The sequence below is a fragment of the Aquimarina sp. ERC-38 genome (genome assembly GCF_026222555.1).
In the GTDB taxonomy this organism is placed as follows: domain Bacteria; phylum Bacteroidota; class Bacteroidia; order Flavobacteriales; family Flavobacteriaceae; genus Aquimarina.
On the sequence record NZ_CP098511.1, the window covers coordinates 2,330,400 to 2,345,049 of the forward strand.

The 14,650-nt window shown below is 35.4% G+C and carries 18 protein-coding genes; 16 read left to right on the forward strand and 2 right to left on the reverse strand.

The window, feature by feature from the left end:
* Positions 1 to 2: 2 nt before the first annotated feature.
* The 16 genes from rpmD (at position 3) to NBT05_RS09615 (ending at position 12,589) form a co-directional block, all read left to right on the forward strand.
* Positions 3 to 182 carry a 50S ribosomal protein L30 gene (rpmD, locus tag NBT05_RS09540; protein ID WP_265769637.1) on the forward strand — a complete coding sequence of 60 codons (180 nt, stop codon included), beginning with the start codon at positions 3 to 5 and terminating at the stop codon, positions 180 to 182.
* A 9-nt stretch (positions 183 to 191) separates the two neighbouring features.
* Positions 192 to 647, forward strand: coding sequence for a 50S ribosomal protein L15 (gene rplO / locus NBT05_RS09545; RefSeq protein ID WP_265769638.1), 456 nt, complete (start codon positions 192 to 194; stop codon positions 645 to 647).
* Between the two features lie 5 nt (positions 648 to 652).
* Positions 653 to 1,990, forward strand: a complete 1,338-nt coding sequence (gene secY, locus NBT05_RS09550; RefSeq protein WP_265769639.1) for a preprotein translocase subunit SecY — start codon at positions 653 to 655, stop codon at positions 1,988 to 1,990.
* A gap of 63 nt (positions 1,991 to 2,053) precedes the next feature.
* On the forward strand, positions 2,054 to 2,269 hold the full coding sequence (gene infA, locus NBT05_RS09555; RefSeq protein ID WP_010181908.1) for a translation initiation factor IF-1: 216 nt from the start codon (positions 2,054 to 2,056) through the stop codon (positions 2,267 to 2,269).
* Positions 2,270 to 2,369: 100 nt separating this feature from the next.
* Entirely contained in the window at positions 2,370 to 2,486 is a 117-nt protein-coding gene (gene ykgO / locus NBT05_RS09560; protein ID WP_013305171.1) for a type B 50S ribosomal protein L36, read from the forward strand.
* Positions 2,487 to 2,488: 2 nt separating this feature from the next.
* Positions 2,489 to 2,863 carry a 30S ribosomal protein S13 gene (rpsM, locus tag NBT05_RS09565; protein ID WP_265769641.1) on the forward strand — a complete coding sequence of 125 codons (375 nt, stop codon included), beginning with the start codon at positions 2,489 to 2,491 and terminating at the stop codon, positions 2,861 to 2,863.
* Positions 2,864 to 2,965: 102 nt separating this feature from the next.
* The gene (rpsK, locus tag NBT05_RS09570) at positions 2,966 to 3,349 is read left to right on the forward strand and encodes a 30S ribosomal protein S11 (protein WP_265769642.1); all 384 of its coding nucleotides are present in this window, start codon (positions 2,966 to 2,968) and stop codon (positions 3,347 to 3,349) included.
* Between the two features lie 97 nt (positions 3,350 to 3,446).
* On the forward strand, positions 3,447 to 4,052 hold the full coding sequence (gene rpsD, locus NBT05_RS09575) for a 30S ribosomal protein S4 (RefSeq protein WP_265769643.1): 606 nt from the start codon (positions 3,447 to 3,449) through the stop codon (positions 4,050 to 4,052).
* A 27-nt stretch (positions 4,053 to 4,079) separates the two neighbouring features.
* Positions 4,080 to 5,072: a DNA-directed RNA polymerase subunit alpha gene (locus NBT05_RS09580; RefSeq protein WP_265769644.1), complete on the forward strand. Its 993-nt coding sequence runs from the start codon at positions 4,080 to 4,082 to the stop codon at positions 5,070 to 5,072.
* Between the two features lie 68 nt (positions 5,073 to 5,140).
* Positions 5,141 to 5,626, forward strand: a complete 486-nt coding sequence (gene rplQ, locus NBT05_RS09585) for a 50S ribosomal protein L17 (RefSeq protein ID WP_265769645.1) — start codon at positions 5,141 to 5,143, stop codon at positions 5,624 to 5,626.
* 95 nt (positions 5,627 to 5,721) lie between these two features.
* Positions 5,722 to 6,837, forward strand: a complete 1,116-nt coding sequence (gene carA, locus NBT05_RS09590) for a glutamine-hydrolyzing carbamoyl-phosphate synthase small subunit (RefSeq protein ID WP_265769646.1) — start codon at positions 5,722 to 5,724, stop codon at positions 6,835 to 6,837.
* Positions 6,838 to 6,977: 140 nt separating this feature from the next.
* The gene (eno, locus tag NBT05_RS09595) at positions 6,978 to 8,267 is read left to right on the forward strand and encodes a phosphopyruvate hydratase (RefSeq protein WP_265769647.1); all 1,290 of its coding nucleotides are present in this window, start codon (positions 6,978 to 6,980) and stop codon (positions 8,265 to 8,267) included.
* A gap of 514 nt (positions 8,268 to 8,781) precedes the next feature.
* Positions 8,782 to 10,068, forward strand: coding sequence for a citrate synthase (locus NBT05_RS09600; protein ID WP_265769648.1), 1,287 nt, complete (start codon positions 8,782 to 8,784; stop codon positions 10,066 to 10,068).
* A gap of 196 nt (positions 10,069 to 10,264) precedes the next feature.
* Positions 10,265 to 11,191, forward strand: a complete 927-nt coding sequence (locus NBT05_RS09605) for a dimethylarginine dimethylaminohydrolase family protein (RefSeq protein WP_265769649.1) — start codon at positions 10,265 to 10,267, stop codon at positions 11,189 to 11,191.
* Positions 11,192 to 11,207: 16 nt separating this feature from the next.
* Positions 11,208 to 12,143 carry a citrulline utilization hydrolase CtlX gene (gene ctlX, locus NBT05_RS09610; RefSeq protein WP_265769650.1) on the forward strand — a complete coding sequence of 312 codons (936 nt, stop codon included), beginning with the start codon at positions 11,208 to 11,210 and terminating at the stop codon, positions 12,141 to 12,143.
* Positions 12,144 to 12,166: 23 nt separating this feature from the next.
* Positions 12,167 to 12,589, forward strand: coding sequence for an RrF2 family transcriptional regulator (locus tag NBT05_RS09615; protein ID WP_265769651.1), 423 nt, complete (start codon positions 12,167 to 12,169; stop codon positions 12,587 to 12,589).
* Positions 12,590 to 12,665: 76 nt separating this feature from the next.
* Here NBT05_RS09615 and NBT05_RS09620 read toward each other — a convergent pair whose 3' ends face one another.
* Both NBT05_RS09620 and NBT05_RS09625 read right to left on the reverse strand, forming a co-directional pair.
* Positions 12,666 to 14,132 carry an SDR family oxidoreductase gene (locus NBT05_RS09620; RefSeq protein ID WP_265769652.1) on the reverse strand — a complete coding sequence of 489 codons (1,467 nt, stop codon included), beginning with the start codon at positions 14,130 to 14,132 and terminating at the stop codon, positions 12,666 to 12,668.
* A gap of 59 nt (positions 14,133 to 14,191) precedes the next feature.
* Entirely contained in the window at positions 14,192 to 14,623 is a 432-nt protein-coding gene (locus NBT05_RS09625) for a hypothetical protein (protein WP_265769653.1), read from the reverse strand.
* Between the last annotated feature and the right edge of the window lie 27 nt (positions 14,624 to 14,650).

The following is a 14,650-nucleotide window of genomic DNA, read 5'->3' on the forward strand; positions in this document are numbered from 1 at the left end:
CAATGGCAAAAATCAAAGTTAAAAAAGTAAAAAGCGCTATTAATAGAACCTTACGTCAAAAAAGAACCTTAGAAGCTTTAGGTCTCAAAAAGATAGGTCAGGTAGTAGAGCATGAGGATACGCCTAATATTTTAGGTATGGTAAATAAAGTTAAACATCTTGTTTCAGTTGAAACAGCATAAGTATAAGACATGGATTTAAGTAATTTAAAACCTGCGGCTGGATCAGTCAAAAAGAATAGCAAGCGTTTAGGCCGGGGTCAAGGTTCCGGAAAAGGAGGAACGGCTGCAAGAGGTCATAAAGGAGCGAAGTCAAGATCCGGTTATTCTAAAAAAATTGGGTTTGAGGGTGGACAGATGCCTTTACAAAGACGTGTTCCTAAATTTGGTTTTACAAATATTAATCGAAAAGAATATCAAGGAATTAATCTTGATACCATTCAAAGGTTAATTAATGATGGGAAGATTGATGGTTCCCTTCAGTTTGATCAAATGGTTTCACTGAGGTTAGCAGGAAAAAATGAATTGGTAAAAATTTTAGGAAGAGGTAAATTATCATCAAAAATTACTATTTCAGCACACAAATTTACAGCAACTGCCAAAGCAGCTATTGAAGCAGCAGGTGGAGAAGCGGTTACTATACAATAATTCTTATGAAATTCATTGATACCATAAAAAATATTTGGAAAATTGAAGAACTAAAAAATCGTATATTAGTTACATTTGGATTATTATTGGTGTATAGATTTGGAGCACAAGTAGTTTTACCTGGTGTTGATGCAGCAGAGCTTGCAAACTTAAGTACGCAAACTCAAGATGGTTTATTAGGATTATTAAATGCTTTTACCGGAGGTGCTTTTGCAAATGCTTCGGTTTTTGCATTGGGAATTATGCCTTATATCTCTGCTTCTATCGTGGTTCAACTCATGGGTATTGCTATACCTTATTTACAAAAACTACAGAAAGAAGGAGAAAGCGGACGTAAAAAAATCAATCAGATTACTCGTTGGCTTACGATTGGTATTACCTTAATACAAGCTCCTGGTTATATCTATAACTTATTTAATATTCTACCGGGAAGTGCCTTTGTAATTGAAAATCAAACTGTATTCGTTGCTTCCTCTGTTATCATATTGGTAACCGGATGTATCTTTGCCATGTGGTTAGGTGAGAAGATTACGGATAAAGGGATTGGAAATGGAATTTCGTTATTAATTATGGTAGGTATAATTGCTACTTTACCTCAAGCATTCATTCAGAATTTTATTTCAAGAACTTCCGGAGACGGTGGTGATATTATTATGGTTCTGATAGAACTTGTAATTTGGTTCGTAATTATCCTAGCTTCTGTTCTTTTAGTAATGGCAGTTCGTCAAATACCGGTTCAGTATGCGCGTCGTACGGCGGATGGTGGTTATGAAAAAAACGTTTTTGGTTCTCGTCAGTACATACCGTTGAAACTGAACGCTTCCGGCGTAATGCCAATTATCTTCGCACAGGCAATCATGTTTGTACCGGGAGCCGTAGCAGGATTGTCACAATCAGATGCTTCGCAAAGCGTTGCAGCTGCCTTTAGTGATATCTTCGGATTATGGTATAATTTATTGTTTGCACTCTTAATCATTGTATTTACCTATTTCTATACCGCAATCACAGTACCAACTAATAAGATGGCTGATGACTTAAAAAGAAGTGGCGGATTTATTCCAGGGATACGCCCTGGATCAGAAACTGCTGAGTATTTAGATAAGATTATGTCTCAGATAACTTTACCAGGATCCATATTTCTAGCACTTATTGCAGTTTTTCCTGCAATAGCGGTTAAGGTTTTAAATGTACAACAGGGTTGGGCATTGTTCTTTGGCGGAACTTCTTTACTAATTATGGTCGGAGTTGCAATAGATACGGTACAGCAAGTAAATTCGTATCTACTAAATAGAAGATACGATGGTTTGATGAAAACCGGAAAGAACCGTAAAGCGGTTGCTTAACATTAAATAATAATAAATAGTAAGTTTTTAAATAATAACATAAATAATTAGTGATTAGTAAATATGGCTAAACAACCCGCAATTGAACAGGATGGTAGTATTATTGAAGCGCTATCAAATGCAATGTTTAGAGTGGAGCTCGAAAACGGGCATGTAGTTACAGCACATATTTCCGGGAAAATGAGAATGCATTATATTAAATTGTTGCCTGGAGATAAAGTGAAGTTAGAGATGAGTCCTTATGATTTATCTAAGGCTCGTATTACATATAGATATTAGCTAGTTATTAATTGGGATATGATGATTTTTTCTGTACTTTTGCAGGCTCGAAATTATATCTCAGAATTCTCTTGATTATAAAGAGTTTAAACAATAAAAGATGAAAGTTAGAGCATCCGTAAAAAAGAGAAGTGCCGATTGTAAGATTGTACGAAGAAAAGGCAGATTATACGTAATTAATAAAAAGAATCCTAGATTCAAACAAAGACAAGGGTAAGTATGGCAAGAATTGCAGGGGTAGATATCCCGAAACAGAAACGTGGCGTTATCGCATTAACTTATATTTTTGGTATTGGTCGTAGCCGTGCACAGGAAATTCTTAAGACCGCTGGTGTGGACGAAGGTATTAAAGTATCCGACTGGAATGATGATCAAATAGGTAAAATTCGTGAAGCTGTAGGTTCTTATACTATTGAAGGAGAATTACGATCCGAAGTTCAGTTAAATATAAAACGTTTAATGGATATCGGTTGTTATAGAGGAATTAGACACCGATCCGGATTACCATTAAGAGGGCAACGTACTAAAAATAATTCCCGAACGAGAAAAGGTAGGAGAAAAACTGTTGCTAATAAAAAGAAAGCAACCAAATAATTAAAATAGACTTGAATTATTTAGTGAACTATAATCTGTTTGTTCAAATAAGTGCAATAGGATTTAGTAATTACTTTAATTAATTCTAATGACGATATACATATGGCAAAGTCAACTGCAAAAAAAAGGAAGGTAATTGTGGACGCTCATGGAGAGGCACATGTTACTGCATCGTTTAATAATATTATTGTTTCGCTTACTAATAAGAAGGGTGATGTAATTTCCTGGTCTTCTGCCGGGAAAATGGGATTCAGAGGTTCTAAAAAGAATACTCCTTATGCGGCTCAATTAGCTTCCGAAGATGCTGCAAAAGTAGCTACTGAAGCCGGGCTTAAGAAAGTTAAGGTTTATGTGAAAGGTCCTGGGAATGGTAGGGAATCCGCAATTCGATCCTTACATAACGCTGGAATCGAAGTAACCGAAATCATTGATGTAACCCCTATGCCACATAATGGTTGCAGACCTCCTAAAAGAAGAAGAGTTTAGTTTATTTCTTTATATCATATTTATAATCAATTGGGAATACGAGTTATCGAAGGAAAGTGACCTTAATTCATAACTACCTGGTTTAAATCATTTCATAATGGCAAGATACACCGGTCCAAAAACAAAAATCGCTAGAAAATTTGGTGAAGCGATTTTCGGAGAAGACAAATCCTTCGAAAAAAGAAATTATCCTCCCGGACAACATGGTAATAACCGCCGGAGAGGTAAAAAAAGTGAATATGCAATCCAGTTGATGGAAAAGCAGAAAGCTAAATATACCTACGGTATTTTAGAACGCCAGTTCAGAAATTTATTCGAGAAGGCTACACGTGCACAAGGTATCACTGGTGAAGTTTTACTTCAATTATGTGAATCGCGTTTAGATAATGTGGCTTTTAGAATGGGTCTTTCCAATTCAAGAAGAGGTGCCAGACAATTGGTTTCACATCGACACATTACTGTAAACGGTGAGTTAGTTAACATTCCCTCATATCAATTAAAGCCAGGTGATGTTGTAGGTGTTAGAGAGAAGTCTAAAAGTCTTGAAGTAATTCAGAATTCACTTGCTGCTAATAGTAAGGTATATGAATGGATTACCTTTAATAATGATACCAAGCAAGGTACTTTTGTTAGTGTACCGCAAAGAGTACAGATTCCGGAAAATATCAATGAGCAGTTTATTGTTGAATTATATTCTAAGTAATTAAAATCCCTAGAACAAATTAATACTATGGCCATATTAAATTTTCAAAAGCCCGATAAAGTTATAATGATTGACTCTAGCGAGTTCAACGGTAGATTCGAATTCAGGCCTTTGGAGCCGGGTTACGGATTAACTGTTGGTAATGCTTTACGAAGAGTATTATTATCGTCATTAGAAGGTTTTGCCATTACATCACTTCGGATTGAAGGAGTAGATCATGAGTTTTCTACTATATCCGGAGTAGTTGAGGATGTTACTGAAATTATTCTAAATTTAAAGCAGGTTAGATTTAAGCGTCAGATTGAAGATGTAGATAATGAATCTGTTACCATTTCCATATCAGGTCAGGAGCAATTAACCGCAGGTGATTTTCAAAAATTTATTTCAGGTTTTCAAGTCTTGAATCCTGATTTGGTAATTTGTAACATGGATAAAAAGGTTACATTAAACCTTGAGATTGCTATCGAAAAGGGTAGAGGATATGTTCCAGCAGAAGAAAATAAGAAATCTAATGCACCTATTGGGACTATTTTTACAGATTCTATTTATACACCTATCAAGAATGTAAAATATAGTATTGAGAATTATCGTGTCGAACAGAAAACGGATTATGAAAAATTGGTTTTTGAAATAGTGACTGATGGTTCTATCCATCCTAAAGAAGCCTTGACTGAGGCTGCCAAAATTTTAATCCATCACTTTATGTTATTCTCTGACGAAAGAATTACACTGGAAGCAGATGAGATTGCCCAGACAGAAACATATGATGAAGAATCACTTCATATGAGACAGTTGCTAAAAACTAAATTGATAGATATGGACTTGTCCGTGCGTGCTTTAAATTGTTTAAAAGCAGCCGAAGTTGATACATTGGGTGATTTAGTTTCCTATAATAAAAATGACTTAATGAAATTCAGAAATTTCGGTAAGAAGTCATTAACTGAATTGGAAGAACTGGTGAATGTAAAAGGTTTAAATTTCGGGATGGACCTAACTAAATATAAATTAGATAAAGATTAATTAATACCATCATATTTTGCTCTTCGCATGAGGTGAATTGAGCAAGATGATGGAATAAAATAAAGGTCATGAGACACGGAAAAAAGATAAATCACCTAGGTAGAAAAACTGCCCATCGTAAAGCAATGCTCGCGAATATGGCATGTTCGCTTATTGAACATAAAAGAATCAATACTACTACGGCAAAAGCTAAAGCTTTAAAGCAATTTGTGGAGCCTTTAATTACAAAATCCAAAGAGGATTCTACTCATAACCGAAGAATTGTTTTTAGTAAATTAAGAAACAAATATGCGGTTGCAGAATTGTTTCGGGATGTAGCAGCTAAGATCGGTGATCGCCCTGGTGGATATACCCGAATTATTAAATTGGGTAATCGTTTAGGTGATAATGCAGATATGGCAATGATAGAATTAGTAGACTACAATACATTGTATAATGCAGGTAAGCCAGTTAAAAAGAAAACTACTCGACGAGGAAGGTCTAAAAAGGATGCTACCACAGCATCACAGCCGGTAGCTCCTATAGCTGAGGTTTCTAATTCAGAAGAAGAGTAAAAGATGATAATTGATAAAATATAGATAAAAAAGGATAGGCTAATTTTTAGTTTATCCTTTTTTTTTAGATAACAATATGTAACCAAAGAACTAATATGAAGTATCAAGCACAACATAAGGCTTTGATTTTACTGGAAGATGGAACCGTATTTTTTGGTAAATCAGTATCAAAAGAAGGAACAGCTTTCGGAGAAGTTTGTTTTAATACAGGAATGACCGGATACCAGGAAATATTTACCGATCCTTCTTACTTCGGACAAATTATGATCACCACTAATGCCCATATTGGTAATTACGGAACTAAAGAAGAAGAGAGTGAGTCAGATTCCGTAAAAATTGCAGGATTAGTAGTTAAAAATTTTAGTTATGAATACTCCAGAGATCAAGCAGATAGTTCCCTTCAGGAATTTGTAGATAAAAATAAGCTTATGGCTATTTCAGATGTAGATACTCGGGCGTTGGTCAGTTACATAAGGGAGAACGGGGCAATGAACGCAGTGATTTCTACTCGAGTACATGAAATTGATCAGTTAAAGAAAGAATTGGCGGACATACCAAGTATGGATGGGTTGGAATTAGCATCTAAAGTATCTACTACGGAACCATACACTGTAGGTAATGAAGATGCAACAATCAAAATTGCAGCATTAGATCTGGGAGTTAAGAGAAGTATATTAGAAAATCTTGCGGGCAGAGGAGCTTATATTAAAGTTTTTCCACAGAAAACTACGTATGAGGAAATGAAAGCATGGGATCCGGATGGCTATTTTCTTTCTAACGGACCGGGAGATCCCGAACCTTTATCTGATGCTATTCAATTGACTAAAAAAATATTAGATAACAATCACCCTTTATTCGGTATTTGCTTAGGACATCAGGTAATTGCATTAGCTAACGGGATTAGTACCTATAAGATGCACCATGGACATAGGGGGATTAATCACCCGGTGAAGAACCTACTTACCGGAAAAGGAGAGATTACCTCTCAAAACCACGGTTTTGCTATTCATAGAGAAGAAACCGAAAAACATGAAGATGTAGAAATTACACATGTACATCTTAATGATCATACCGTTGCCGGTATCCGTATGAAGTCTAAAAATTGTTTTTCCGTACAATACCACCCGGAAGCAAGTCCTGGTCCTAATGATTCCAAATATTTATTCGACCTGTTTATAGAGAACATTAAAAAAGCAACCGTAGTTGCTTAACAAAAAAAGCTAAAACCCTGTAGTTAATAACTTAACCTATAGGATATATTATAATATATAAAATTTAAAGGGAGTATCCGGGATATTAAAAGACCCGTTTGTATATTGCCAATCTATTAAATCATTTCAATAAAATCACAATGAGCATTATTATCAACATTCACGCAAGACAAATTTTTGATTCTCGAGGTAACCCTACGGTTGAAGTAGATGTAATTACAGAAAGCGGGGTGCTGGGGAGAGCCGCGGTTCCCTCCGGAGCCTCTACGGGAGAACATGAAGCTGTCGAATTGCGCGATGGTAGTAAGTCATATATGGGGAAAGGAGTTCAAAAGGCAATCGATAATGTAAATACCATAATAGCTGAAAACCTGATTGGCTTTAGTATTTTTGATCAAAACCTAATCGATCATACTATGATTGAGTTAGATGGTACTGCCAATAAATCAAAATTAGGGGCAAATGCGATCTTAGGAGTATCGCTTGCAGTAGCAAAAGCAGCGGCTAATGAATTAAATATGCCACTGTATCGATATATCGGTGGGGTAAGTGCAAATACACTTCCGGTTCCTATGATGAATATTATTAACGGAGGTTCTCATAGTGATGCACCTATAGCATTTCAAGAATTTATGGTGATGCCGGTAAAGGCAGAAAGCTTTACACATGCCATGCAAATGGGTACTGAAATTTTTCACAACCTTAAAAAAGTACTACACGATCGTAATTTAAGTACTGCTGTAGGAGATGAAGGTGGTTTTGCACCTACATTAGATGGTACCGAAGATGCTTTGGATTCTATCGCAACTGCGGTAAAGAATGCAGGATATAAATTCGGAGATGAAGTAATGGTTGCCCTGGATTGTGCAGCGGCAGAGTTTTATGTAGATGGTGCCTACGATTACACAAAATTCGAAGGGGATAAAGGAAAAGTTCGTACCAGTGAAGAACAAGCAGATTACCTGGCAGAACTTGCTGATAAATATCCGATCATTTCTATCGAAGATGGAATGGACGAAAATGATTGGAGTGGATGGAAATACCTTACGGATAAGATTGGGGATAAGGTTCAATTAGTTGGAGATGATTTATTTGTTACCAATGTAGAACGTCTTTCCAGAGGGGTAAAAGAAAATATAGCTAATTCTATATTGATTAAAGTAAATCAAATAGGAACACTGACGGAAACTATTGCGGCAGTAAATATGGCTCATAATGCCGGATATACATCGGTAATGTCGCATCGATCAGGAGAAACAGAAGATAATACCATTGCTGACCTTGCGGTTGCTTTAAACACAGGTCAGATCAAAACAGGTTCTGCATCTCGTAGTGATCGTATGGCAAAGTATAACCAGTTATTACGTATTGAGGAGGAACTTGGTGAAGTAGCTTACTACCCTCAAAATAAAGCTTTTAAAATTGTATAATTTGATTATTCGTTAGTAGATACCTGTATGAACATAGTACTCAATACAATATTTGTTGATTACGATTGTAGAATAGATAATGTCTTTTCTAAATTTTTGAAAAGTATATCATTATTACAAGGATACTAATTACAGAAATAAATCTAAAACCGGAATTTTGACACTAGTCTGATTCCGGGTTAGATTATCATAATCTCACTGAACTTACCTTAACTTTTCTACTAACTAAATTTAGAAGTTTGAGTTTAGCTACAATCAGGATAGTTTAGTGTAATAGTAAGAATTAAATATTGAGGTTGTTCCAAGTTCGATTTAGTAATTAGGTATCTTGACAAGTCGGTTTAGTTAATGATAAAGAACCTAAACAAATTTGTTTAGCGCACAATTAGAACAAAACAGGATAATTAAAGAAATATCGCAAGGATTTAAGGTTTCTTTAACCTTCAATTCTTTATAAATTCAAAAGAAAAAAAGGATAATTTGTAAATTTAGGCCTTTAAAATAAATTAGATATATGTCAGAGAAAGCAACGATTACAATTGATGGTAAATCTTATGAATTCCCAATAATTACCGGAACTGAAAATGAAAAGGGAATTGATATTAAAAATCTGAGAAATGCCTCTGGCGGAATTACAACCCTTGACCCGGGTTTTAAAAATACAGGAAGCTGCGAAAGTGCCATTACCTATCTTGATGGTGAACAGGGCATCTTAAGATATAGAGGATACGCAATTGAGGATTTAGCAGATAAAGCAAACTTCCTGGAAGTAGCTTATTTGTTAATCTTTGGAGAATTACCTACTAAAGCGCAATTGTCAAAATTTGATCAGGATATTAAAGAAGAGTCTCATGTAGATGAAGATATGAAGAAAATCCTGGATGGTTTTCCTAAAAGTGCTCACCCTATGGGGGTATTATCTTCGTTAACTAGTGCTTTAATCGCTTTTAATCCTTCATCCGTTGATGTGGATTCTGAAGAAGCTATGTACGAAGCTATTGTTACTATTATGGCAAAGTTTCCAGTATTAGCAGCCTGGACCATGCGAAAGCGAAAAAGCCTACCTTTGGATTATGGTGATAATTCTTTAGGTTATGTAGAGAATTTGCATAAAATGATGTTCTCAAAACCTAATAAAACCTATGAGTCTAATAAAATTGTAAATGACGCTTTAGACAAGTTATTAATTTTACATGCTGATCACGAACAGAACTGTTCCACCTCAACGGTACGGATGGTTGGTTCTTCTCACGCTGGATTATTTGCTTCTATCTCTGCGGGTATTTCTGCGCTTTGGGGACCTCTTCATGGTGGAGCAAACCAGGCAGTAATTGAGATGCTGGAAGCAATTAAAACTGATGGTGGTGATACTGCTAAATATATTGATAAAGCTAAAGATAAGGAGGACTCTTTCCGTTTAATGGGATTTGGTCACCGGGTGTATAAGAATTTTGATCCGCGGGCTAAAATCATTAAAAAATCAGCCGATGAAGTCTTAGGAGATTTAGGAATTGAAGATCCGGTACTTGATATTGCTAAAGGTCTGGCACAAGTTGCTCTAAAAGATGATTACTTCGTACAACGTAAATTATATCCTAACGTGGACTTTTATTCCGGGATTATTTACCGGGCGTTGGGGATACCTACTGAAATGTTTACGGTAATGTTTGCTCTGGGACGATTACCAGGATGGATTGCCCAATGGCGTGAAATGCGACTTCGAAAAGAACCTATTGGTCGACCAAGACAAATTTATATTGGTGAAACCCATCGGGAGTTTAAATCGGTATCTGAAAGGTAATATTTACCTAACATAATGTAAAGGCCAAATAAATGAAAGTAGTTGATTTTATCTGGCCTTTTGCATTTTCAATAACTTTACAGGAAGTTATATAAATAATTTTAAATTATTCTTATTAAAATTTGGATTTAGTCCCTAAATAATTAGTTTTAGACCGGCCTTTCATATCCCAATTATTATTATTAAACTTAGCTACTTGAACACAATTCCAATTCATATTACTAACGAAACTTCAAGATTACGGTCAGTGGTATTAGGAATTGCCACAAGTAATGGTCCGGTACCTAGGGTTGAAGATGCGTATGATCCGAAATCAATCGAACATATTAATAAAGGTACTTATCCTTCTGAAAAAAATATGGTACAAGAGTTAGATGCAGTGGCTTCGGTTCTTGAAAAATATGACGTAAAAGTATATCGTCCGGAAGTTATTAAAAATTGTAATCAAATTTTTACAAGAGATATTGCCTTAGTAGTAGAAGACTATTTTATTAAAACGAATATTCTTCCGGATCGGGAAAATGAAATAAAAGCAATTAATCATGTAGTTAGTCAAATCACACCGGAAAAAGTTATAAATGTAGAAGATCAAAACATTCATTTTGAAGGTGGGGATATCATCATGTACCAGAATTATATCTTTATCGGCACTTATAAAGGAGCAGATTATTCGGATTGTATTGTAGCCCGAACAAATATGAAAGGGGTACAGTTTTTTAAGGATTTTTTTCCTAATAAGAAAGTGATTGAATTCGATTTGCAAAAGTCCATGCAAGACCCTAAGGATAATGCATTACATTTAGATTGTTGTTTTCAACCTGTGGGAAAAGAGTATGCAATTATTCATAAAGAAGGGTTTAAGGATGTCCGAGATTATGAATTTTTAGTAAAGCTTTTTGGTAATGAAAAGCTATTTCATATTACCAAAGAAGAAATGTATTATATGAATTCTAATATTTTTTCTATTGCAGAAGACGTGGTTATTTCTGAAAAGGGATTTACAAGATTAAACCGTTGGCTTCGTAGTTTACAGATTACGGTAGAAGAAGTACCGTATGCTGAAATTGCTAAGCAGGAGGGCTTACTCCGGTGTTCTACCTTACCACTGTTTAGAGATTATTAATGATCAATCATAAAAAATGGCGCAGAGTACTAATACAATACTGATGGTTAGGCCTTCAAGTTTTGAAAAAAACGAGCAGACTGCCGTAAATAATTATTACCAAAAGGATACTAACCAGTCTAAAGAAGAAATTCTTGAAAAAGCACAAAAGGAATTTGATCAATTAGTAGCAAAACTTACTGAAGCTGGCGTTACTATTATAACGGTTCAGGAAGATCCGAACCATAAAACTCCGGATGCAGTTTTTCCTAATAACTGGATTTCTTTTCATAAAGATGCAACTATTGGTATTTATCCTATGTTTGCCCCCAATCGCAGGTTGGAGCGGAGGCAGGAAGTCCTACAGCAAGTAGAAGAAGCGGGTTTTATGATTGAAAACGTATTAGATTATACAACTGCCGAAGATGAAGAATTATTTCTGGAAGGAACGGGTAGCCTGGTATTAGATCGGGTTCATCAAAAAGCGTACTGCGCCTTATCAGAGCGTGCTAATGAAGGTTTGGTTGTTGAATTCTGTGAAGATTTTGAATTTACCCCGGTGATTTTTACGGCATATCAAACGGTTGGAAACAAAAGATTACCCATCTATCATACCAATGTGATGATGAGTGTTGCCAGTAGTTTTGCCATGATTTGTTTAGATAGTATCGATAATAAAAAAGAGCGGAAGAATGTTGTCAAACATTTAAAACAAGATGGTAAAGAAATTATAGATCTAACCGAAGCTCAAATCAATCAATTTGCCGGAAACACATTGCAGGTTACAAATAATATAGGCGAAGAACTTCTGGTCATGTCTCAGTCGGCTTATCATAGTTTAACCAAAGGGCAACTAGCTATCATTTCAAAGCATTCTAAAATCCTGTATAGTGACCTGACTACCATTGAAACTTTAGGTGGAGGAAGTGCCCGATGTATGATGGCTGAAGTTTTTCTACCTAAAAAAACGTAATTTTAAGGTAGAAACTTGTTATAATGCTTTCAAAGAAAACAAAATACGGATTAAAAGCTATGATCTACATAGCAAAAAATTATACGGAAAAACCTGTACTTATTTCTGAAATAGCAGAGAAAGAGCATATTTCACAAAAGTTTTTAGAAAGTATCCTATTGACTCTTAAAAAGAATGAGTTGTTAGCTTCAAAAAAAGGAAAGGGCGGGGGATACCTAATGATTAAAAACCCGGAAGATATCGCCATGGTGGATATCATACGGATATTAGAAGGGCCTATCGCGATGGTTCCTTGCGTTAGTCTTAATTTTTATAAACGTTGCGAAGATTGCCAGGACGAAGAAGCTTGTGCGGTCAATGAATTAATGATTGAGGTTAGGGATCAAACTCTTAAAGTTTTAGCTAACAAAACGCTTGCGGATTTTATAAATAAGGATATTCAATAGTAATACCTTTTTCTGACAAGATTTTGGTTCTATCTAGTAAAGTCCTTTCTTAATGTACCGTAGTACTAAAAACCTTTTACACTCCGGTGGAAGCTTCAACCGGTGTAGCTTTTTTTGAGGTATGTTTAACTATATTCTGCAACATTCCGTCAAAAATAAAATAATGAAAGGGTACCATAGTATACCAGTACAATCTTCCCAATAAACCTCTGGGCCTAAAAGTAGCGGTCTGATGCAAAACATTATTTTCATCAAGGTCAAATTCTAACCAGGCTTCACCGGGTACTTTCATTTCTGCAAATAATAGCAGGCGATTATTTTCTTTATCTGCTACCAGTACCCTCCAAAAATCCAGAGCATCTCCTGAAAAAATTTTGTCCGGGTGTGTTCTACCTCTTCGTAAGCCAACCCCACCAATTAATTTATCGATATAACCACGAATTTTCCACATCCAATCCCCGTAGTACCATCCGGTTTCCCCGCCAATTGCCCAAATATTATGCATTACCTGATTGGGATTTTTTATTTTTATTTTTTTGTAATCTCGTAAACAGCCGTGCTTAGGTACTTTTACATGTTTTTGAATATTTTTTTCAAACCTCCCGCTAACCATTGAATCTTTCCAACTGGAAACTACCTGATTCTGTTCAATTTTTATAAAAGCCAATTCCAACGCCCGGGTATACGTCATAGGCTGAATGCCTAACATTTGTTCTAATCTTCGGTCGTTTGCAATAACCGGTATACGCATACTATCTACTAGATTTAAAGCCAATTTAAAAGAGGTAGAGGTTACAAAATACAACCAGTAAGAGGATAACTTTGGGGTCATTATCGGTAATGTGTAGATGAAAAGGGGTAATCCTCTCATCCGGGCGTACAGCAGTAGCATCTTTTTATAAGTAAGTACGTTAGGTCCGCTAATATCGTAGGATTTATTATAACAACGCGTATCGCCTAATACCGAAGTCAAAAAAGTCAAAACGTCTCGAATACCAATGGGTTGTGTTTTAGTATTTACCCATTTTGGGGTGATCATTACAGGTAGCTTTTCACATAAATCCCTAATGATTTCAAAAGAAGAACTACCGGATCCTACAATAATACCTGCTCTTAAAACAGTGAGCGCATAGTCTGCTCCATACAAGGTTTCTTCTACATTTTTACGAGACCATAAGTGTTTAGACAGGTTTTTTTCATTTACAATACCGCTGAGATAGATCACCTGTTTAATTTGTGTCTGCTTTACATAGGTATTAAAATTACGTGCTGATATTTCTTCCTTTGTATCAAAGTCAGTGGTAGAAGAACTCATACTATGGATTAAATAGTAAGCAACATCTATGTTTTGAGGAAGTGTATCCGGTTGCGGAGTTTGTAAAAAATCAATTTCAACAATTTCAATTTTACTAAGGGTTTCTTTATCCACAGACAGGCGTTTTGCATCTCGTACACAACAAAGTACTTCATGCCCTTTATCTAATAATAAAGGTAAAAGTCTCATACCTATATATCCATTTGCCCCAGTAAGTAATATTTTCATAATAGTAAAGATGCTAAATTGCTGAAATGCTTTATAATTGTGATTTACGGATATTACATCTATAAATCATCTATATAGGTAAAGGCCTGATTTGATTTTTGATCAGTAATTTTCTTTAAGAATTGATGAACTTCTACTTGATCTTTTAAAACTTCGAATTTTACAAAGTAAGTGTCTTTGTGTATACTATATTCTTCAGATCTTCCTTTATAAACTACTAGTTTGTAATATGGAATGGGGAGCGCATATTTGTCTGCCTTTGACCCCAGATGTACTAAAATCCCTTTAGTTCTTAATGCTATTTGGCAGTACATAGGTTCCTGGTCAACAACCAGAAGATTATAAATTTGGATACTCACTTCTGTTATACGAAGAAGCCGTGAGGTGGTACCTCCTAATGCGTTTCGTTCTTTTAACGTAAAAGGTTTGCCTATAAGTTCTTCTATCTTTTTACGATGGGTAATTTGTACGGATGGATAGGTAAATAGCATTTTTCTTTAAAGTTACATATAAAATGA